This window comes from Mesorhizobium sp. 128a, assembly GCF_053848025.1.
This window is the reverse complement of record NZ_JBSPKY010000020.1, coordinates 86453-107796: the sequence shown is the minus strand read 5'-3', so window position 1 is coordinate 107796 and position 21344 is coordinate 86453. Positions and strand designations below refer to the sequence as shown.

The window sequence follows — 21344 nt, the reverse complement described above, 5'->3', positions numbered from 1 at the left end:
GATTCTTGATCCACGCAAGTGGCAAGTGTCCGCTTTATGACCAAACGCCGCCTCGGAACCATCCAGTCGTCCCGTCCCGGCTATGAGGGCCTTATGCCTCAGTTTCCCTAATATGGCAAGCCACCTGCCATTTTTCAATGCGGGGCACAGGACCGAGTTCGTTCGTGAATCGCCATTTGAGAAATGGCACGGGCAGCAGGGCTCGAACCTACGACCTGCGGTTTTGGAGACCGAATAGCCTTTCCATATCCCATTGCCTACAAAGCGATATTTGGGATTTTGTGGATTGATGTGCAAGGATTTGTGTAACAATTTGGGGGCATTCCGAGTTCGAAAAGACAATCTGTGGGCTACTGCAAAACCGCTTTGCGCACCATCTGATGCTCGTCTGGCAGATTTCGCCCAAGGATGAACTCATTCAAAACAATCGTCGCCGTTCCTGCTTTTAAACCTCCAAACGAGTGGTCTTGCCATTCAGGCGCCAGGAGCGCCGGGCGGAGCCCAACCGCCACCTGTCGGTCCAGATGACGAACGACGAGTGGCACGGTCACACCTTGGACGTTCTCTGGGCTGCTACAGTCGAAGCTCTCCAGTTCAAGCAGTCGTCGTAGGTTGCGAAGCAAGGTGGCCTGCGCTTCCGGGGCCTTCTCTTCGGGCAACGTATCATCGAGCGCGTAGCGCAGCAGCTCGGCACCAAGGTTCCTATCAAGACGGTCCTTGATATATTGGTTGTGGTAGTGCCGCAGACAACTCTCGCATGAGGCCTCGCAGTGAGAAGGACACTGCTCCAGCAGAGCGAGGGTCTGTTGCAGAATCTCCTCGATGTTCCTCGCGGCAAGGTCGGCATAGCCGGCGCCGCCGGACAACGTGTCGTACAAGTAAACGTCAAGCAGCAGGGTTTGGTCGTCGTGGTTCGGGACGATACGAAAGCCCGCGCCGAACTCAGAAGGATCGAGGTCGATCTGACGGTGACGGCTGGCTGCCAAGCGAAGGCCTTCTGCCACCGAGTAGAGCGCATCTTCGAGTATTCTCAACTGCAACGGGTCGCCCGTATCGGTGATCAAGGGCGGCTTCAAGCTGATGCGCAGCAGCAACAAATCGGTAGAGAAGACGTGCCCTAAAAACACGTTCTCATCGGTGCCCGAACACAGTTGCCCATGCTTCGGTTTGCCGTACGAGGGCTCAATCTTATAGGGCCGGGTGTGGGGAGCATGCGGCGGTTCTTCCACCGACGCACGGCCGCACTGGTTGCAAATCCAGAATCCGCCACGACCTTCTGAGGTCTCCTGTCCCTTATTGACGGTCACCAATTGGCGATCAGTGGTGACCACGCAAGCGAGGTTGCGGCCGATTGTCCTTAGACTGGGCAGGTCGTCCTTGCCGACCGGCACCGGAAACTGTGCAGCGGTGGCGTAAGTAATGTCCTGCTCGCGATCATCCTCTCTCAGCGCTCGCCCATCCTCTGGCAGAAAGACTTGCGGCACCACCATATGAGTGTGCCGTAGCTCGCCGCCACAGACCGGGCACTGACCGTCGCGCTGCGAAGGATCATTCAAGTCCGCGACAAAGCTGCAATTCTCGCAATGCACCAGCGTACGGCGCCCGCGGAAGATCGCTTCTGCGCGGTTTTCGACGTCGGGCAACGTATTTGCGACGACGCCGCCAGAGCGATAAGTTTCCTTGTTAATGACTATCAGTCGCCCAGGCGCATATTCGCTTAGCGCCTTCCCGATAGACTGCTGAGGCCGCTCGATGACCTCCATCTTCCACTCATTGTTCCGCTGTTTCAGGCGCTCCACAAGGAAACTCGATAGGTCCGTCGGAAATGCGTAACTTGGCAGCAGACCCTTGGCGAATAGGAACTCAAGCAGTTCCTGGTCGGTGATTGCTTCGCGCTCGGAACGTTTGTCATCGTCCTCGTCGCCTGCAGTAGCGTTCTCTCCAGTTTCACCTGCCATCGCTGCCGCTAATTCAGCCTTGAACCCGGCGAGCGTCGCCAGCAGGTTTTCCGCCTCGTCTTCGATCCAGACATCGATCGTTCGTGGAGCAACTCGGAGATCATCCGGCAACCAGTTTCGGATTAGAGGACGCAGTCTGCCGTTTGGCGCAATAAGGTCTTGACGGACCCACGCATCGAAACTGACGACGTCCAAGCCGGACATCGGCTCCCCAAGGAAGAAATCTGTGGCCTTCCCGAGCGCTCTGAACAACGCAGAAGAACCGGCGCCTACCGTGACGTCATGATTGTCCATATAGGAATGGAAAAACGTCTGGAAGAGGTAGGCCGCTATGTGGCGTCGAGCGATCTTTGGGTTATCGATCTTGACGTCTGGATTGCGCGGGTCGCCCGCGACGATCTCCCGGGGATGGTTATAATAGTACCCGTCGTGAGGGCCATTCTGCGCGTACGTCAACACAGTTGAGAGCGACGAACCGCGCCGCCCCGCTCTACCGGCTCGCTGCTGGTAATTCTCCCGCTGCGGGGGCACGTTCCGCAGGCCGACGGCGACCAAAGAGCCGATGTCGACCCCCACTTCCATGGTCGTGGTGCAGCTCAATACGTCGATTGGCTTGTCACTCTTTGCGATGCGGACATCCTTGAAGCGCAATTCGAACTGCTCGGTCGTCGCATGTACCCGCGCATTGTCGCGGTTCGACAGTTGGGCGGTATGCTCTTCAACGGAAATACTGCGCAGACGTGCACTCCCTGTCAGCACACGTTCCACCGGTGAGCGCCAAAAGCCTTTTCTCGCGCGGACATATTCGCTTTGGGACGGTGTAATAGGTTCGCAAGATCCCGAACCACATGCCGCGCAGTACCCGCGAACGGTCATCGGCAATAGAGCCGTACAGGCTGCACATTGATACCAGGTCATCTCCAAGTCGATCTGGACTGCCACTTTTGCGGGATCTATGAATGTCGCCCCACTAGCGTCAGCCAGTCCGAGTTGGTCAGCAAGTTCTTTCTCGATCAGGCCGAGAGTGGTTAGATCGGTTTGAAGGGCGGTTGCGAGCGCGGATCGGATCGCTTTTGGAAACCCTCCGCTGCTACCCCACGAACCTCTCCAGCGGCCTGCTGCCTTTCCGCGCACGTTGGGCTCTACGGTATGATCAAAGGCATAGCTGTCCGCCGAATGCATCAACCAGGCGGCGGCGAGCCCGGACATGTCTGCGGCTGGAATGGCTGGTATCAAAGGAGTGATCGAGGCAACAAGCCTCGTGAGCGCGCGTTGAGCCGGAACAAGGCATCCCACCGTTGTGCCAGCCAATGAGTAGTAGCGGCCACATAGTTGCTTGAGAAGCGCGATTGTGTAGCGGCTCGGTGGCTGCCCAGGATCGAACTCGGCCAACAGTTCGTCGATCGGCTGGTCGGAATAGTCTTTTTGGAGGCGCAATATCTGATTTTCGATGGCTTGGGCATCTTTACCGTCAAAGATAGGCAAATTGCTGTCGCTCAATACCTTAAGCACAGCGATGTAGAGCCCCCTCTCTGGCCTTGGTTCACGACCAGCTTGGCGCAGCATGCGCGTGGCTAACGCTAGCACTTGCCGGAAAATATCTTGCTCCACCTCTCGCGGAATATCGCGAGCTAAACGGGCCGCCTTCTGCCGCCCGTCCGAAAACAGCAGCACCTTGCGGCCGCCATTAGGATAGTCACGCGTCTCGGGCCGCGAGGCTGGCTGACCATCCAACTGCGTTTTAACCAGGTTGGCGAATGGCGCCTCGCCCTTAGTGGCATGGTCCATAATTGTGGACGTCTCGCTTCGCATCGTTGGCTCGCCGCAGGCACAGCAACCGGCAAACCTAACGCCATTTTTGGTCCAATCGTGGCTCGCTGGAGGCAGATAGACGCGGGTAAAGCCTTGGGCCGGCTTCTCGCCGCTATAATCCAGTTTGCCGCTCCGCATATCGAGCCAGGCAGCAACACAGTCGCCGAAGCGCGAATTCGGCGGTTCCATCAGCATTTCAACCTCGACCAAGGGGGGCTGATGGCCTTCGCGAAACGGCCCGGACGGTGTGCTCCAAAGGAAATCGGGCTGGGGCCTATCGGCATAGCCCCGGAGATAGGCAGTCCCGCATTCACGGTGCGTCAGAAGTTCGAATATCCGGGCACCGCACAGGCATTGGCGGCGTTGATGCGTATGTAGCCTGCCAAGAATTCGATCCGAGCCTTGATGGCGTGCTTGCGAACAATTGGGATCCACACATGCGAAAAGCCCCGGTAGGCCACGAAAGAACATATGCAGACGGGTCGGCAACAGCACCCGGTCGTCCACCCTGCGCCGCGCAAAGGGACCTAAAGCCAGCAATGCCGCTAGCGCGCGTGCACCACCCGGATGGTTTTCAAAGAGCTGCTTTTGTAGGTCGGCGAGTGCTATGGCCTGTCCCGATACAAGTTCGACGAGCTTTTCAAAAACCGGGAAGCCAGTAAGGTTGGCAAACAGATAGTCTGGTAGATCCTCGCTTGACGGAGGTTCGGGCCAGCCCAACCCAACGGCCATGGCCGCTACCGCATGCCACGCGGTTTCCGGGTGGGTTGCGTTTTGCTCAAAAGATGCAAGATCAAATTCCGCAAGCACGTCAGTCACCCGGTCACTAGGCAGCCCGCTGCCGCGCCGTAGCTCGCGCGTACCTGTGATAACCGAGAATTTGCGGCTTGATGAATGTGGCAGTCCGGTCAGATTGCGGGCGAACTCTTCTATGGCCGCCTCGGCGGCGACGCCTTGGCCCAAGCTGGCGCTGGTCAAGATGAAGCGTACACGTTCGCGGGGGACGCCTAGGCGCGCGAGTAAACGCCGAATCAGAAGAGCGACTTCTGCACCACCAGCACCACGGTACATGTGTGCCTCATCCAAGACCAGGATAAGTTCGTTGGCGCTATCGCTGTGCAACCAATCTCTGGTCTGCTGAAAGATCGGCCGCTCAATCGGCCGCATCAGCATGTATTCCAGCATTGAGTAGTTTGTGATCAGAATGTCAGGACAAGCCTGCTGTGTCTCATCTCGGGTCATCATCTCACGGTCACCTGGCTGGGTGATGAGACGGCGATTCCAATGATTATAATGCCGTGGCGCCCCACCTTTCGAATTGGGCTTCAGCTCTTCATGGTGTTTGCCATAGAACGCGACCAAGTCCTTAGATGGCCATTGGCCGATCTTGATTAAGCCCGAAACAGTCTCCGGTTGGGCCATCAACGGCAAGTAAAACTCCTCGAATAGCGGCTCTATTCGCGCACTGTCGCGCCCAGATGAACGCAATCCTGGGTATGGTGATCGGCCGGTGTAGCTACCAAACCGCACCGGCCGCTCACGTCCGGCCGAAACAATAGCGGACGCAGACTCGTTACCAAATAGCCGCCGGATTCGCCCTAACTGGTCATTAACGAGTGCGTTCATCGGATAGAGTAACAGAGCGCGACAGCCCGGTGCTGAAGCAATTGCCGGCCGACCATGTGCCTCTTGGACAAGCTGGCCAATGATAGGCATCAGGAAGCTTTCAGTCTTACCTGACCCAGTACCGGTTGCGACAATCAGGTCCGAGCCATCAAAATACTTTTGAAGCGCCTGCGCCTGATGCACATATGGCCGAGGAAACAGGCCGACTTTAGCTGCCGCAAGGTCTTCCAAAGCGGCAGCCACAACAGGCGGAAGGTCAAGTTGGTCATAGGCAGCGTCAAGCTCATAGACAGGAGTGGACTCGACGAAGGGCAACTGAGCGACAGTACCTGCCTCATGCAGCAGGAGGCGCCGTTCTTCAATGAGTGCCGAGTTGCGCACGTGGTACTGCGCTTCGATATAGGCCCGCAGGCTTTCCCCAAGACGCCCAACTGTGGCATGGACGCCGTGCTCTTGTTGCTCTCCAACGATGCTCATGACGTCGCACCCTTCACCTTTATCCCCAGGCGCCCGAGGGAATGCGCTAGGAACGGCACCGCTTGGACCGGGAAACCCATACGGTAGACCGACGGAATGCTAGCTCCACCAAGCTCCCAACCAAGCGCGAGAACTCGCTCTTCCTCGACGGGCAAATCCCTCGCGAGGGTGACCTGCACTGTGTCGTTGGCTTGTTTCAGTTCCACTGTGCGTGAGGCGCCGAAGGCCTCATCGAAGGCAAAACGGAACCGTCGTGCATGCTCATGATCGATGGTGGTTGCCCGCCGCAACGACACCCCACTGGCTGTACGCTCAAACTCCCCGAGGTAATATGGACGGTCGTATAGAGATGTCGGCTTTGCCTGAGCGCGGCATAGCCGCAAAGTGGCGCCGTTTAGCTCGACCTCTTGAGGGCTTATCCAGCGCGACCGAAACTGCCGCGAAGCTTGGTCCGGAGCATATATTTCAAGATGGTCGGCCGAGATTCCAGCCTGCTGGAGAGCTGGACGATATTTCTTGAGCGCCTTGGCCATCCATACGCCAATCGGTTCAGCGCGACCAAGCCAATCGTCAAACCCTTGCACGACCATTTCGTTAGCTCTGCCCGAAGCATAGCGAAAGGCCCCCGCAGCTATGAAGCCGCCATTTGGAACTACTCCAAGCAGGAAAGATCGGCCATCTGACAGAGAGACGGCCCGTGGAGGTGTAGAATGCCAATAGCCTCCAGGCGAGCGCCAAAGATCACCAGCTCTCTCAAGGGCTTCCAGCACTTCCTTGACAAGCGGGCGAGCCTCGCCAAGTCCCAACAAACCCCCAAGATTCCCCTCGATCATATCGGTGAGGCGTCCGGTGAAAACACCGTGACCGTTTCGCGTTCCCTCGCCTTCGCACGCAGCGCGCAGGTGTGTAGCGATCAACGCGCGCCGAACCGACTCTGAGGATCCTTGGATCGAAAGGCCGGCTACGACGTCGGCCAACACTTCAGAGGAGGAAAGGACGCGGAGTGACAGGGTCATCTCGGTGCTACTCTCTTGATACCGGCGAGGTCGAGGAGGAGCCGCAACCGCGCGTCAACATGGTTCTCACTGTCCACCTGGCCGCCGTCCAGTTCTTCCTCGATGTCCTCAGCCGCCAAGCCGGTCATGCGCCAGAGCGGCCACAACCAACCGTAGGCGAGGGATTGGAGGGAAGTCGGAGTATCTGAAGTCCGGAACCCCTCAAGAGCATTCATGAATGCTGTCGCAGTTCGTTCAACGTGCGGATTTCGGAATGAAGGGGCCCGCCGCAGAAGCCGCACCAATTCTTCGCTATGGGCTTTGCCGTTTGAAGCCTGCACTGACAAGGCTTTAGGACTAAGTGATGCCAATACGCCGGCGGTCACGGTCGCATTTGCCTTCGGGAAAACGCTCCATTCCAGAACATCCGTGTCGAACACCGGCCCCAGTTGAAGATGGAGCACCTGCTCTGGAAACGTCGTAACTCCGTCAGCCAATGTTGCTATCACCACGATATTTTCGTTCTGGACTAGGTCCGCGGTGACATCCGCCAACAGTTCGAACGGCACATTGTTCACTCGTTCCAGAACCAGCGCACCGACCGCTCCATTCCGATCTCCAAATGCTTTCGCTACGTCTGTGTCGAGTGTCGACGCGTCTACGAAGCCCACCGGAACTCGCGCCCGAACCACATGAACCCCGACCAGTGTTGTTGCCGTTACGCGCGCCAGCTCTGTCGAAAATGATCCCTTGAAAAACAGCACCTTACAAGCAAAGACGGCAGTGAGCACTTCCTCCCCAAAGGTAGTCGCACTCGACGATTTAAGCCCTATGGCAGCATAGTTGGACGCCAGTAGGGCTGCAGCTTCCACAGCCGTAGTGAGCGTCCTAACCGGGCCGGTTTGTCCTATCAGTTGCACGCGTACCGATGGGGTCGGCTGTACGACGGCTAGGTCGCTCTGCGCGATCACAGGGCTTGTCGTCTGACCAAATTGCGCGACCCGCTGGGCTATGTCAGTAAGTTGTTGTTCGAGTTGGGAGGTGCGCTTTCCCGTTCGGTCTTCGGTGTCGCTCCAAAGCGCCTCGAGGTCTACGACGCCATGCTCAACCGCCTTCAATCGAACCTCCGTTGCGGCGGTCACGCGCGTAGTGGTCTGGCCATTGACTTCAAATTCCTTTCGCAAAGCGGCTATTTCAGCAAGCACACTGTCCAGTGCGCGTTTCGACGTGCCGTCGTCCACTACCGGCGCTGGGCGTGCAACAATGCCGGCAACGGTTCCTGCTAACCGCGCCACCTCTCCCGACAAGCCTTCAATGTCACCCCGCAACTCTTGCAGGCGCATCTCATGGCCTTGAATGCGGTTTGGCAAGACCGACAACTCCCGGTCCTTTTCAACCGCCACCAGGGGTTTTGCTCCACTAACCAATCGTTCAAGGGGATCGGTAACCTCAAAAGGACTAAACTGGAGCAGTCGCCCGATCGTCTCCGCATCGCAACGGTTAAGGAACGACTGCTCGTGCAAGCTGCGGAATAAGGCTTCCACTTCGGCCTGTGGCTGATCCGCAGCCACTTGGGGATGCTCTTTTTGCGTCGCGCTTTCGATCGCATCTAGCAGGGGAGCAAGTCCTTCGACATGCTCTAGGTGTTCCTCTGCCCACGCCCGCCAGATGTAATAGTAAGCACCTTCGGCGCGCCCCTTGTTAGTTTTTGTAACACCGCCTTTCTTAAACAGTTGATGGAGCAAAGCCTGCTTACGCTTCGGCAGGCTAGCAGCGCTGTCTTTGCGAAAGCCATCAACGCTCGGAAGAACAGCTAGTAAAGCCCGATTGTTTTTCGTGGTCACTTCGTTGAAGAAGGCCAGAAGCGCTCGCTCACCAAGCGTGCGCAGTCGCTCGAGTGCCTGCCGAGTGGGAGACGGCTTTGTCATCTTGAACCCCCGTTGCCACGTGCAATGCGGGCCAAAGCCAGCCGGCGGTGGGACTCAAGCCAGCGCGGTGCATTCAAGGCGCGCAATGCGGCCGATAGTTCCTCGTCTGACCGATACCTCAAAGGTACCCCTGCGCCTGCGAGAACCCAACGGGCATGTGCATGAGTAGCAGGTGGCAGTTGCCGGGTCACGATGGCCGCGCGCCCGGTAAACCACCATCCACCGAACGGACCCAGGTCCACGTGAACGTCGCACTCAGCGTCCCGCAACACTGCGTGCAACGTGGCGAGAGCGTCCGACGTCACGGTGTCATTTAAGGAATCGGTCTCGGCGGGCGTGGTCGCCACGGCATGCACATCCCAATCGATCGAGTCTGCTGGGCGTGAACGAATTTGGGGGGCTAGGCCTCGGGGAACCTGCAGTCCAATGAGGGAAAGCAAGCCTCTGCGAACTTGGTCCAATAGTAGGCCGGCCTCGGCCGAGGTAGCCGAAATCGACCGAGTGGCAAATGTCAGAATGGCCGCCCGTGCGGTCCGTGCGACGGGCCTGGCAATCAGTTCTGGTAAAAGCCGGCGGTCGACATCTAGGACTGGCGGCAGGGCAGCCGAAAAGCCGCAAACTTTTACGAACTGCCATTCTCCGCGTGTAAGCTGCACGCTCGCATCGCTGTCGCTGGCGCGCGCAGTCAGAATTGCCTCATCCTGACCGTCCCCGGCGTGCATCGCGAGCGTGATTTCGCTTCTAGTGTCCAACACCACTCGCGCAGACGTATCGACAAAATGCATCGCTGGCGTCACGATACCCCAGCGGCGCTTGGCGGGTTGCACTTTAAGGCCAGTCGCCTGTCTGATCCACTTGGCCAACGGCTCGTCGGCCACCTGCGGTAGCATAACGAGCAAACAGCTCCATTGCCTAAGGTTGGCAAGACGGGTGACGGCCAGTTGCGGCGGCACTCTCGTGGCCAAATCGGCCCGCTGGACGAAATAGTAGGTGGCACCCCAGTCTAGTGCGGCCTCTATCGGTTGATGGCTGCCTCTTCCTGCTGAAAATACAGTGGTTTGCTCGGCGTCCAAACCCGGTATCCGCTCCCGCACGGCGTCGGCGTAAGCGATGTCCACATCCGGGCTGACCCAAGCTACGCGGAACGTAGAGGAGTCGGGGTTGACCACGTAGGTCTGCGCTCCAGCGTGCAGTCGTGCACACGCCACTTGGAGCCGAAACCCGTCACCGCCGCCATCGAAGGTCAACATTCCCTTCGGCGTCGGCGCGCGCGGGATCTGCACTTCAAGGCCCCAGAAGGCCGGTTTCTTCCCAGCCGGTGGCTGGACATGCAGGCTAAGCGAAAGTGGCGCGTGCGAGATAGGAGGCAGTGGCCGAAGTTGAACGATCGACTCCGGCGCCGGCCCCTGCCATCCGGAAGATGGGTGATAAAGGTTACATTCAGGCCGTGCGGCGCCTGAGACATGGGCGAAATGTGCATAGCGATAAGAACCCTGACGGAGGCCAACACGCGCGCCGCAGACAGGACAGGCATAACGCCGGTATCGTTGGGCCGCCGATGCCGCGAGCTCCTGTCTGGTAGCAAGGTCAATGGCGAAATACATCTGGGTGCCCCTACGACGGCGACTTACGCCGCCTGGTTCCTCAACTCGTCGAGGCTTCCAGCGATGGTGCCGCGCACCAGCAGCGGAACTGTGTTCCTGCGCCAATGGCGAAAGGCCGGCTCACGCATGCCGCGCGGGGCCATCCAGCGCGCCACCGCCAGCGCGGACACCTCGGCTACGCTCAGGAGATCACTATAGTCAGGATCGGCACCGCTCCCCTGCAGGATGTCCACTGTGTTTCCGGCTAAGTTGCAGAGAAACACCTGCCTCTGAATGCCATGTTTGAGCAAAGAGTCTTTAAAGCCCAGCCGAGTAAGCGCAGCTTTGATGGTACGCAGCCGCCAATTTGGCCCTTTGCCATACGCATGGTGGTCCGCATAGTCGTGTTTGAGTTGACGGAGATAGGCGCGCAATTTTTCAAATAGGGCATCAGTGATGTGAAAATGCCCCCAACCGGTCGTATAGCCCACCGGCTGGAAATATCGCGTGCCGTCTAGTGCCAATCGGTTATAGACCGACGATCGTCCCATCGATGAGGTTGTGGTCACCATAAGCAGGCTGGCGTGCTTGGCGGCCCCTGAAATGATGCCAACGGACTCGCCATAGGTGTCTTTGAAGTCTTGGACCACCTCTCGCGTACGCACCAGAGCAGCCACGGCCTTTCCGCCGAGTAGGAACGAATACGGCGGCACCGCGCCCAGCACATAAGCGTCAAGCAGGTGAACCAGCCGCAATGAACGATCTGCGGAGTTCCAGCCCACCAACTTGTCCCGCACCGATAAATTGAACACGGGGTCACCCAGAGCGATCACGCCTGCCAAGCGGTTGTGGCTCTCGTCCCACACGAGGTAACGTAGGCGCCGCCCAAACCCCGCCGATACAGGGACTGACCATGTTAGGGTGGCCAGCCGAAACAGGTCGGCATCCTTCGTGCCACTGCGCACCCGGCGAAGAGCCAACCTGATGTTTGAAGGTTCGATTTCGTTGCCATCCGCAAAATGCGGCAGCAGTTTTGTTTCATAGCGGGCAAGGAAGGCTGCGTTCGCTTTGAGTTTGTCGCCGCGTTGCTCCGCGTGAACCAGCCGCACGGCCTCCTTGTCCTGTCCGGGGGATAATAGTTGGCCGCTCTTGCTTTTTTTGAAGCCGAGGCGCTTCAGATCCTGGCGAACCGCCCGTTTTAGCTGCGCTTCCGGCGACGGAAACTTGACGAGCACGCCCTTCCTCATTGGCACCTTCCCCCTTATCCTTCTGGTTGTTCCAGATTGTTGTTTGCATTTGAAAATCAATCAACAGTCTAAAGTGGCACCGCTGCCTAGATGGCAGGCAGTAGTATCAATTAAGCCATCGGCATAAACAGAGATTCGTTCGCATTTGTCGACCCTCCGCCTCTGATGCGGTACACGACGACTCGAGCACCCTCTCCCCCGTTGGTCGCAAAGAAGACGCCTCGTTACACGAGCGCTACATGACACAATTCCGAAGTTGGAGACATCGCGCAACGCATTGAAATTCATGGTGCCGGCAGAGAGGATCGAACTACCGACCTTCGGTTTACAAATTTGCTGGGCCGCAAGCATATTTCATCGCCTGCGACTGAGTGACCGTTGCGGTCCGCTGATAATCGCCGGCCTGACCTCCATCCCTAGCTGCCACTCGGTAGCAGCGCGAAGACTTGCCGCCTAACTTACTGGCCGTGGGTCGTGATCGATGGGGGCTCATGCAGTTGGCCCGTCACCACGGCACGCCAGTGCATCGCGAGTACGACAATGGCCGCGAGGGTTAGCGCGCCGAAGATTGTTGGCTCAAGGCCCGGCAGCACGGTCGCATTGTCGATACACGGATCGGCCAGCTCCTTGTGAAATTCAGTGCAGATACGAGCGGGATCGTTTAGCGTCCGAAGCTGCGACCAATCCCAAAGGCTGGCGCCTGGGTCCTTCTTGCCGTCGTTCAGCATTACCGTCGCGGAGAGGAACGTACACCAGAAATAGACCAGCGCAATCGCGGGCAGCAGGGAGAAGACTGTAATCATGACGCCTTGATAGACGCGGCCTTCGCGCGAGCCTGTATCGATCCCGTCGAAGCCGACAACCGGTATTCGCTCATGCCATTTCGAGCCGGCGCGTAGGGAAAAGACCCGTCCAACGAGTGAGGTTAGTGCGAGCAAAATTGAACATATCGGGATTGCGATCATTACTGCAGGCACCCTCGCCTTCATGACCAGCTTTGCACCGAATATCTCTTCCCCGCCTTGCGCTACCACCCAAGAATTCAGGGCGTAATAGAGAAGGAGCGCACTGACCACAAACCAAACCTTGCTAAGCTGCGATTGAGTCATTTGCACCTCTTGGTGGTTATGGGTGGCGGCACACGGGCTACTGACCTACTAAATCAGCCGATAGCGCCATATCGAAATTCATTTTGAGGCGGGCACTGGCAATCAGATTTTTCGGCCCGACTGTGATGTCGAGAAGTTCAATCGACGGAGTGTCAGCGGAAATCTTCAATCCCGGAACGTTGGTATTGTGAACGGCCTTCAAAATCTCATCGGACGCGTCGTTGATCTGTTTGTTGAGATCGACTTTCGAATGAGCCTCTAAATCTGCCAGGATCTGGGTTTCAAATAGGGATTGAGCTGCCTTCCAGAAGGCGTTGTCCAGGACGGTCGCGAAATGCAATTCATCGATCGAGATCGCTGTTCCAGTTTTCTCGACCCGGGGCAGCCCTGAGAGGTAAACCCAGCCGGTCGTATTCAGGAACTTGCCCGGCAGCTTTGCCTGTACCTTCAAGCCAACCACGACGGAGCCAGCGCTTGGATAGAGATCAACATCGTCGACCTTGACATCGATGGCGCCTGCGGGCGTCTGCTGCTGGAAATCGCGACCCTTAAGGTTCTTTGACAGCTCGGCTAACAGCAATCCATAGGGTGCGGTTGCTTGCAGGGTGATATCGGCCTGACTTCGTTCGGCTGATGTTTTACCCAATGGCGGCAGAGGCTGGGACTGCGTGGCAACTGGTTCTGCGGCAAGACTGGTCTTTGCCGCGACACGCACGGTCATCTTCATGCCTTGCGCTTCACCGACCAGGCCCGAAAAGCTCGCCGCTGTCGGGACGATGTTGAGATAGACGGGCGTGCTGTCCGCTCGGTCGATCTTGATCGAAATGGCGTGCCATTGGGCCTCAACCTTTGACCGAAGCGCGTCACAGGGCAGAGCTTTGGCGATGGCATCCTGTATCTTGGAACGGTGGTCATTGATCTGGCCGTTCAACACGTCGGCCAGTCCCAGATTTATCGGCCCTGCGCAGACTTGGGGGTGCCCTAGGTTTCCAAAATCAAAGCCGAGGCAGTTTTTGCCCACTACCTCTACCGAAGCACTGCTCACCCATCTGCCGGTTGGGGTTCCCGCGAGCACGGGGCACCACTTATCGTTCATATCGAGCTGCAGATCGAGGCCTGGAACCAGCCGAGCCTCGAAGTTCTTTCCGGAAAGCGAGAGCAGGTTGGCGAGGTCGCCGCCGGCGCCGGCCTGACCCCTGACAAACAGCGGCTGTTCGACATGAACGCCATTGCCCGCCTGGGCCACGACAAGAGGGCCATCCGTTTTGATATCAGCGTGCCAATGATAGTCGGCGCATTGATCTTTAAACTCAAGGCTTGGCGCGGTAATGTCAGGCACTTCAGCACAAACACGGATACCGATCCATCTGCACTCGGTATGATGCCCCACGTGTCCTCCATTTATTTGAGGAACACCGGCACATCCGATGTGACCATCTCCTTGCACCGGAACGGATTGCGGTATCTTCGATTGCGCTGCCTGCACGAGCGTCCCATACGGGATTTGTGCCACCAGCGTGAGCACACTGTCCGTCACGGGTGCCGGCGGCACATCGGCAGTGCCACCACGGGGTGGCGCCTGGAACAGATTTTTTTCGCAGCCCGAGACGCTAAGCAAGATGAGAAGGACCGGAACGAACCGGCGAGCGGCGGCGGCAAAGTGAGCGACACGCGACTTCGTGTCCGGTCCGGTACGCGCTGTCATGGACGTCTCCCCCAAGAATGCTCTGCACCTGCTGAAGCGGTGGCGCTGAAGTCACCGCTTTGTGATCTCTACGTGATCGAATGACCTTCAGGTCCCCATGCGCAGGCCGGTGCCGCAGCGCCTGCCGCCAAAGACAACCAAACAAGCGATCCCGCCCTAGGAACTTCGTTGAGAACTCTATTCTTCACATTGACCGCACATTACTCTCTGTTGCATAATGATGTAAGAGGGGGCTAGGGCTTTTGAAAGAAATTTTCCAGATCAGCAGCGTGAACCGAAAGGCCTGCGAGTGGAGGTTGTTAGCCGCTTAAACATACATCGTTTGAACGCTAATCGTTTTAAGTTTCTCAATTGCTGTCGTCAAATAGAGTTCTATTGACTTCCCCTATTCCTTGGACGGAGGAATCTACCATGGCCGCGACTAATTTGTTCGACGAGCGCCGCCGCGCGGTAATGATTGCGGCTGCAAAACGATGGAAAGCGCAGCCGCCAACGCCTGCGACGACGCAAGTGACGCCATCGGAACAGGCGCGCTACGACGCTCGCCGTTCGAGCTTTGATCAGGCGAGCGAACTGAAGGCACAAGGCCGTCTTCCGGTGTTCGTCGAGCGCAAGATGGGCCCTACGCTTGACTGGTACACCTTGCCGCCAGACGATGCTGCCCGAGCCGCTGGCCGGCCGGTCGCGCGCATCGTGGCCAACGTCGATCCGAAGGTCGATCCGGTCGGGTTTGCGACCGGGTTCATGGTTTCACCTAACGTTCTTCTGACCAACTGGCACGTATTTCCAGATCCCGGCTCGGTACGAGGAACCGGCGCCAACTTTCTTCATGATGAGACGGCATCGGGTGTCGCCCGCGGCATCATTTTCGAGTTTGATCCGGACGCCCTTTTCTTCTCGGCGGAGGATCTCGATTTCGCGCTCGTCGCGGTGAAGCCGAAGGCGATCACCGGCGAGCTTCTCGCCTCTGTCAACTTCCTGGCGATCAATGGATCGCGGTCAAAGATCCTGCCTGGAATGCCGATACGGATGATCGAATATCCTGACGGCGGGCCAAAACGCTATGCGATGCAGAATTGCCGGCTGCTTGAGCTGCGGGACGACGGTTTCCTCCGGTACGAGACCGACACCGAGGAAGGATCATCGGGCTCCGCCTGCTATTCGGAAATGTGGGAGGTCGTCGGTTTGCACCACGCCTCTATCCCAAAAATGCGTGGCAACACGATCCTCAACAAGGACGGTTCTCCGTGGTCACCTGGGCAACCAGACGACGGAATAGACTGGATCGCTAACGAGGGTGTGCGGATAAGCGCATTGGTCAAGGCCTTCGGCGGACTTGTGCCGACCACGCCCGCCTCCAAGCATCTTTTGGACGAATTGCTGGCCAATACGACCGATCCTACCGATGAGGTCGCGAAGCTAGCGACGCCTCGCGCGCCAGAAGCGCTGCTACTACCTGATCCCTCCAAAATTTTCGCAAACACGAAAGGAAACGTGATGGGCGGCGTTACCATGAATTTTTCCGGACCAGTGACGATTTTCGTTGGTAGCGGCGGGCCGGCATCACAGCGTCCTCAGGCGACGGCCGAGATCGCGGGAGACGAGGCGCTCGAGAAAGCACTTCGCTTCGACCCCAATTACGACGATCGAGAAGGCTACAACCCTGATTTCCTCGAAAACGATATCACCGTGCCGCTGCCTCGCATTTCGCAGGAGCGGGACCAGGAGATGTATAAGGAAAATGGCCAGACCGTCGTGCTCAAGTACCATCACTTCAGCCTGGCAATGAACGCTTCCCGGCGAATGCAGATGTGGTCAGCGGTTAACGTCGATTACGATGCATCGAAAAGGACCTCCAGCGGCCGCGCCTTCTTCGGTCAAGATCGTTGGGTGTTTGACCCGCGAATCCCGCAGCAATACCAGTTGGGTGATCCCGATATCTACGCGCCCGCCAAACAGATTGACCGGGGCCATATCGTGCGCAGGGAAGACAATGCCTGGGGCGATACGCCGACGGAAATCGAGTTTGCCAATTCCGACACGTTTCACTTCTCAAATTGCACGCCGCAGCACGCCGCCTTCAACCGCTCCCAACCAGGAAAGCAATGGCCAGGAGTTCAAGGCTTGTGGGGCGGCTTCGAAAATCACATTCAACGCGACTTGCAATCCGGTGACACGCGCGCCTGCATCATAGCGGGACCGATCTTGGACGCGAACGATCCGTCTGAGGATTTTGGGACCGGCGTCGTGCAGTATCCACTTGTCTTTTGGAAAGTGGTTGCGGTCTCGGCGCGCGACACCAATGGGCGCCGGTCACTACGCACCTACGGCTTCAGGCTTTCCCAAAAGGATGTCGTCGACCGGTTCGGAGTGGAATTCGCGCCCGGCGAGTATGCACGCTATCAAGTGAGCCTGTCTTCCATAAGCGACGAGGCCGGCGTTATTTTTGACGATGTCCTCTTGCGCGCCGATACACACGCCGAGGCGTAGAGGCACTCGGCGTGGCAGCGACGGCCAGCTGTCGCATATTATCGCCTCGGTCCGGAAGGCCGCCGCTCACGCGGCGGCTGCTTCCGAGGCGCTGAAACGCGACAGATAGTCTGCGGCGCGCTGCGCGTGTGCCGCGGCGGCGAAGATCGCTCGCTTGTCCCCCTTCAGCACGGACAGCCAGTGACCGATATAGGCGGCGTGGTCGTCGCGATCCTCGAGGCGCAGCCCCAGGTCGGCGCAAAGGAACGCGGCGCCCAACTCGGCGACAAGCTCCTCAAGGGAATAGCCGTCGTCTCCGAGCCGCTTGCCGCCGAGATCACGGTCAAGGCGCGTGGCGTGCCGGGTCCAATGTGCCGACTCGTGGGCAATTGTTGCATAGTACGCCTGCGCATCCCGGAAGGCCTCGAAGCCGGGCATTTGGATAAAGTCGAGAGCCGGGCTGTAGTAGGCGCAGTCGCCGCCGTGACGGATATCCGCGCGCGTCGCGGCGAAGAAGGCTTCGGCATGGGCAATTCGCTCATCCGGGTTGCGGACATTTTCGGCGCGGGCATAGAAGTGAGGGGGCAGATCGTCGACCTGCTCGACATTGAAGACCGTGTAGGCCTTCAGGAACGGGATGAAGCGCTCGGCCTCATCGCCGGTGGCCTCGTCGGTCTCGGTGCGCCGCAGGGTGTCGGCATACACGACGGGAGAGCCCTTTTCGCCCTTGCGGACACGACCGCCCAGCTCGATGGCCTGCTTGAAGGTCATCCAGATCGGCGCGGCGTAGTGCCCGGTCATCGCGGACGCCCAGAGCGTCAGGACGTTAATGCCGGCATAGGGCTGGCCGTTGTGGCGAAGTGGCCGGGAGACGTGGCCGGCGGCATGGGCGGCACTCCAAGGCTGCGTCCAGGGTTTTACGCCCAGCTCGAGGGCTTCGATGATCTGGTTGGTGATGCGGCTGTAGACGTCCTGCCGCGGGGTTTCGTTGGTGTCCGACATGACCTTGCTCCTTTTGCGTCGGGTTTTTCTCAAGACGCGTAGAAGCAGGACCGGGCGATTGAGCCGGCCGGTCAGGCCCTAACACGGTCCCGCCGCTTTCCGGCGGGAGTGGTGCGGGCGGGGTTTGACCGGGCGGCGCGCCTGGCCGATTTCGCGGAAAAGATTGAGAAAAACCGCTGCAATGGGCAGATCGCCGGAACGCCGACCCGCGCGGCAGGGAACGAGACAGGGAGCGCTACTGCAAAGGCAGGCAGCACGCGCGTCAAGGCAAATGGACGTTCTATGAGAGACGAACACTGCCACAGCCGTTTTCCGGTACGAGTCCATGGCTGGCCAGTGCGTGCGCGGCGACAACCACGGTGGCCGGTCTCCATAACCGCCGCGCTTATTCGCCGGCTGCACGTCCGCCCTCTAGTTGGGCTGTGTATAGGCGACCTTCTCGCCGTCTTCCTTGACGAATTCGCGCACCGGATGGTCGAGCAGCGGCAGCACCACCTCCGAAGGCCGGCAGAGCCTCGTTCCCTTGGGCGCCTCGACGATCGGCCGGTTGATCAGGATCGGATGGGCGAGCATGAAATCGACCAGCTCGTCATCGCTCCATTTCGGGTCGGCGAGGCTGAGCTCGGCGTAAGGCGTTCCCTTCTCCCGCAAAAGCTCGCGCGGGGTGATGCCCATCACCGCGATCAGTTCGAGCAGCCGTCCGCGGCTCGGCGGCGTCTTCAGATATTCGATCACCACCGGCTCCTCGCCGCTGGCGCGGATCATGGCGAGCGTGTTGCGCGAGGTGCCGCAAGCGGGGTTATGATAGATCGTGACCGTCAAGGCTTGGCTTTCTGTGGCTTGGATTGCTGAGCGGTTTCGCGCCGCAGCAGCCAGCCCATCAGCGCCAGCGCGATCAATGCGCCGAGCAGCTCGGCGCCGATGAAACCCGGCAGATCGACCGGCCTGATGCCGGAAAAGGTGTTGGTGAGCGAGCGCGCCACCGCGACGGCCGGATTGGCGAAAGACGTTGACGCGGTGAACCAGTAGGCGGCGGTGATGTAGAGGCCGACCAGCCATGGCACGGCTCTTTGCTCGAACCGAAGGCCAGCGAGAATGACGGCAACAAGCCCGAAAGTCGCGACAGCTTCGGAGAACCATTGTGCGGGGCCGGCACGCAGCTTCGTCGCGATCTCCAGAACCGGCAGGGCGAACATGAGATGCGCGGCGACCGTCCCGGCGATGCCGCCGACGACCTGCGCCACCAGATAGACCGGGAAATCCCGGACCTGCAGCCTCCGGTTCAAGCAGAACACCAGCGAGACGGCCGGATTGAAATGCGCGCCGGAGATCGGTCCGAGGATGGTGATCAACACCACCAGCATGGCGCCGGTCGCCAGCGTGTTGTCGAGCAGCGCCAGCCCCACATCATGCGTCAGCATCTCGGCCATGATGCCGGAGCCGACGACCGTTGCAACCAGGAGGCCCGTGCCCAAGGCTTCGGCGGCAAACCGACGGCGAAGATCGAAGGTTGTCATTTCATGTTGCTGCCTGGATTGATTGCGCCATCAGCGCAGCGGTGACGAACAAATGTGAGGTGCACAAGAAAGAACCTGCGCGATAGCGGCGGGAAGTGCTGATCCTACTTGGCGAGCCAAGCCGTGACAGAGCAGGACCCCGGGATTCGCCTTTGATTAGACCGTCTCCGCGGCCAAAATGCCCTGCTCCTGTTAGAGCGGTCCCTTCCGGAGTAACACCTATAAAATCACAATACCCAGGTAGATGAGGGTAGATAGCGCAAAAGGCAGCCATTTGGATCCAATATTTAGCCGCCTCTCTATGGCTTTATGCTGGTCGGCGGAAAGGCCGGCCAATTCCTGCAGATCGGCAAGCGTGTCAATCACTACGGCATCAATCTTCGACAACATAAAAAAAATAGAGGCTCCAGCTGACAACGAAGGCAGCCGTTAGGCCGATAAGAACAAGGTAGTCTGGCCAACTCCAACTGGACAACTGCCAAAGTGGGCGCAGCATTTCACCCTTAGTCTGGTCTCGTTCGATCAACCAGGCTCCGAATCCAAGAACGGCACCGAGCGCCGCGAGGATGATTAGGCGTCTCGTATCCATGTTGCGCTTGAAAAGATCGAAATAGATGTCAGCCGGATCCACCAAACTCACCCCCTTTTTGCTGTCGGCGAGAAGCCTGCCCACTGCGAAAAGCGCTCGCCTGAACTGCCCGCCTGACTGAAGGAACCACGAAGACATGTTCATAGCCCGGATCAGGCGATCCAGCAGCGCATCCAGTATATGCTCGCTGCTTGGCGAACGTCATAATCCTGAGCGCTTCTAGTGCGTTGCGGCACACTCTTTTGCGTGTTCGTTTTCAGCTGATTCATTGGTTCTGCCTGGTAAGAGCAGAGCAATCAATTTTCTTTCTGGTATCGGGAATGTGTGACAGGTCTATGAAACATGCAGAACGCAAAATAGCCCCACTTGGGGCGTTAACGGCAGGCGTTGCCAGCATCTGCTATCGGTGACCGCCCCGCAAGCTTGAGCTTGGGAAAGGTTCTGTGTTGGGCTGACCATCACCTTGCGCAAGCCGACCACTTTCCAAACCGTGATCATTCGATTTCCTTATTCGGATATACTTAGGGCCAAGGTTACTGCCCTCCTTTTCCGAGCGAGAAGCGGTATACATTGCTGTCGCGTTTCTGAAATCCAAGCCTTTGGTAAAGTCGGTTTGCAGCCTCTCTGGATGGGCGGGAAGTCAGATCGACGGTCCTCGCTCCCGCGGCTCCTGACCGAGCGAGCGCCTCGCGAGTGAGGGCTTCGGCAATTCCTTGTCCGCGATAAGCCTCATCAACGACTACGTCCTCGATGATTCCGCGCACCCCTGTAGGAGTGCGGAAGACTACAAGAGTAAGCATACCGACAATCTTCTCGGAGGCGCGTGCGGCCAAGACGACGGTGGCCGCAGAACCCACAATCTCTTCAAGTTCACTCTTGCTAGGCATCCTGGCTGATGATGACAGCTGCCTCACCAGTTCTGCGACCGCCTCAGTGACCGCTGGCGTGATCGCAACTACTTCTTCTATCTCAAACTGAAACAATGAGAACCCGCTCCCCATCGCAACGCCAATTTAGCCACCGTGCGGAGTGACCGCAACGGGCTCCGCGCCGGGTACCAAGCGTAAGGTTTGACCACTAGTGTCCAACGTATATAGCGTTAGGCCTAACGCGCTAGAGAAACCCTCTTGCGCGTTAGGCGTTGTTCGCAGCAATACATGCTACTTCTGAATCTAAGAAGGAAATTCAAGGCCATTGATGCGCGTTAGTGCAAAATTTCAGGTTGCCACCTTTTGTATGTCGTATCCGTCACATATAGCCGACTACATGATCGAAGCTATCCAACGCTTATTACTTACTTAGAATATTTTTGCGTGAGCTCAGCCGC

General features: G+C 58.3%; 13 protein-coding genes. 1 reads left to right on the top strand and 12 read right to left on the bottom strand.

The window, feature by feature from the left end; translation table 11 throughout:
• Positions 1–350 precede the first annotated feature (350 nt).
• The 7 genes from ACWTU9_RS27135 to ACWTU9_RS27105 form a co-directional block, all read right to left on the bottom strand.
• Positions 351–5873: a DEAD/DEAH box helicase gene (locus ACWTU9_RS27135; protein WP_455861006.1), complete on the bottom strand. Its 5523-nt coding sequence runs from the start codon at positions 5871–5873 to the stop codon at positions 351–353.
• A complete protein-coding gene (locus tag ACWTU9_RS27130; protein ID WP_455861005.1) occupies positions 5870–6889 on the bottom strand; it encodes a hypothetical protein in 1020 nt (339 codons plus the stop codon). Before ACWTU9_RS27130 ends, ACWTU9_RS27135 begins: the two co-directional genes overlap by 4 nt.
• Positions 6886–8796 (bottom strand): hypothetical protein, encoded by a 1911-nt coding sequence (locus ACWTU9_RS27125; RefSeq protein WP_455861004.1) that lies wholly within the window; start codon positions 8794–8796, stop codon positions 6886–6888. The genes ACWTU9_RS27130 and ACWTU9_RS27125 overlap by 4 nt, the downstream gene beginning before the upstream one ends.
• Positions 8793–10400, bottom strand: a complete 1608-nt coding sequence (locus tag ACWTU9_RS27120) for a competence protein CoiA family protein (protein WP_455861003.1) — start codon at positions 10398–10400, stop codon at positions 8793–8795. Before ACWTU9_RS27120 ends, ACWTU9_RS27125 begins: the two co-directional genes overlap by 4 nt.
• A 23-nt stretch (positions 10401–10423) precedes the next feature.
• Complete coding sequence (locus tag ACWTU9_RS27115) at positions 10424–11626, bottom strand: Druantia anti-phage system protein DruA (protein WP_455861002.1); 1203 nt, start codon at positions 11624–11626, stop codon at positions 10424–10426.
• 458 nt (positions 11627–12084) lie between these two features.
• Entirely contained in the window at positions 12085–12735 is a 651-nt protein-coding gene (locus ACWTU9_RS27110) for a hypothetical protein (protein WP_455861001.1), read from the bottom strand.
• A 37-nt stretch (positions 12736–12772) separates the two neighbouring features.
• On the bottom strand, positions 12773–14440 hold the full coding sequence (locus ACWTU9_RS27105; protein WP_455861000.1) for a DUF4403 family protein: 1668 nt from the start codon (positions 14438–14440) through the stop codon (positions 12773–12775).
• 411 nt (positions 14441–14851) lie between these two features.
• On the opposite strand from ACWTU9_RS27105, the gene ACWTU9_RS27100 reads away from it, so the two are divergent.
• Complete coding sequence (locus ACWTU9_RS27100) at positions 14852–16930, top strand: DNA/RNA non-specific endonuclease (RefSeq protein WP_455860999.1); 2079 nt, start codon at positions 14852–14854, stop codon at positions 16928–16930.
• A gap of 66 nt (positions 16931–16996) precedes the next feature.
• On the opposite strand, the gene ACWTU9_RS27095 is transcribed toward ACWTU9_RS27100, so the two are convergent.
• The 5 genes from ACWTU9_RS27095 to ACWTU9_RS27075 all read right to left on the bottom strand — a co-directional run bounded on the left by ACWTU9_RS27095 (position 16997) and on the right by ACWTU9_RS27075 (position 21000).
• Positions 16997–17911, bottom strand: a complete 915-nt coding sequence (locus tag ACWTU9_RS27095; RefSeq protein ID WP_455860998.1) for an ArdC family protein — start codon at positions 17909–17911, stop codon at positions 16997–16999.
• A gap of 411 nt (positions 17912–18322) precedes the next feature.
• On the bottom strand, positions 18323–18733 hold the full coding sequence (gene arsC / locus ACWTU9_RS27090) for an arsenate reductase (glutaredoxin) (RefSeq protein ID WP_455860997.1): 411 nt from the start codon (positions 18731–18733) through the stop codon (positions 18323–18325).
• Complete coding sequence (locus ACWTU9_RS27085; RefSeq protein WP_455860996.1) at positions 18730–19428, bottom strand: aquaporin; 699 nt, start codon at positions 19426–19428, stop codon at positions 18730–18732. The genes arsC and ACWTU9_RS27085 overlap by 4 nt, the downstream gene beginning before the upstream one ends.
• A 373-nt stretch (positions 19429–19801) precedes the next feature.
• Positions 19802–20155 carry a hypothetical protein gene (locus ACWTU9_RS27080; protein WP_455860995.1) on the bottom strand — a complete coding sequence of 118 codons (354 nt, stop codon included), beginning with the start codon at positions 20153–20155 and terminating at the stop codon, positions 19802–19804.
• A gap of 395 nt (positions 20156–20550) precedes the next feature.
• Positions 20551–21000 (bottom strand): GNAT family N-acetyltransferase, encoded by a 450-nt coding sequence (locus tag ACWTU9_RS27075; protein ID WP_455860994.1) that lies wholly within the window; start codon positions 20998–21000, stop codon positions 20551–20553.
• Positions 21001–21344: the final 344 nt, after the last annotated feature.

Bases quoted from the DNA above. Each gene is read 5' to 3' on its own strand.
- ACWTU9_RS27135 (WP_455861006.1), bottom strand. From the start codon at position 5,873: ATGAGCATCGTTGGAGAGCAACAAGAGCACGGCGTCCATGCCACAGTT.
- ACWTU9_RS27130 (WP_455861005.1), bottom strand. From the start codon at position 6,889: ATGACCCTGTCACTCCGCGTCCTTTCCTCCTCTGAAGTGTTGGCCGAC.
- ACWTU9_RS27125 (WP_455861004.1), bottom strand. From the start codon at position 8,796: ATGACAAAGCCGTCTCCCACTCGGCAGGCACTCGAGCGACTGCGCACG.
- ACWTU9_RS27120 (WP_455861003.1), bottom strand. From the start codon at position 10,400: ATGTATTTCGCCATTGACCTTGCTACCAGACAGGAGCTCGCGGCATCG.
- ACWTU9_RS27115 (WP_455861002.1), bottom strand. From the start codon at position 11,626: ATGAGGAAGGGCGTGCTCGTCAAGTTTCCGTCGCCGGAAGCGCAGCTA.
- ACWTU9_RS27110 (WP_455861001.1), bottom strand. From the start codon at position 12,735: ATGACTCAATCGCAGCTTAGCAAGGTTTGGTTTGTGGTCAGTGCGCTC.
- ACWTU9_RS27105 (WP_455861000.1), bottom strand. From the start codon at position 14,440: ATGACAGCGCGTACCGGACCGGACACGAAGTCGCGTGTCGCTCACTTT.
- ACWTU9_RS27100 (WP_455860999.1), top strand. From the start codon at position 14,852: ATGGCCGCGACTAATTTGTTCGACGAGCGCCGCCGCGCGGTAATGATT.
- ACWTU9_RS27095 (WP_455860998.1), bottom strand. From the start codon at position 17,911: ATGTCGGACACCAACGAAACCCCGCGGCAGGACGTCTACAGCCGCATC.
- ACWTU9_RS27085 (WP_455860996.1), bottom strand. From the start codon at position 19,428: ATGACAACCTTCGATCTTCGCCGTCGGTTTGCCGCCGAAGCCTTGGGC.
- ACWTU9_RS27080 (WP_455860995.1), bottom strand. From the start codon at position 20,155: ATGTCTTCGTGGTTCCTTCAGTCAGGCGGGCAGTTCAGGCGAGCGCTT.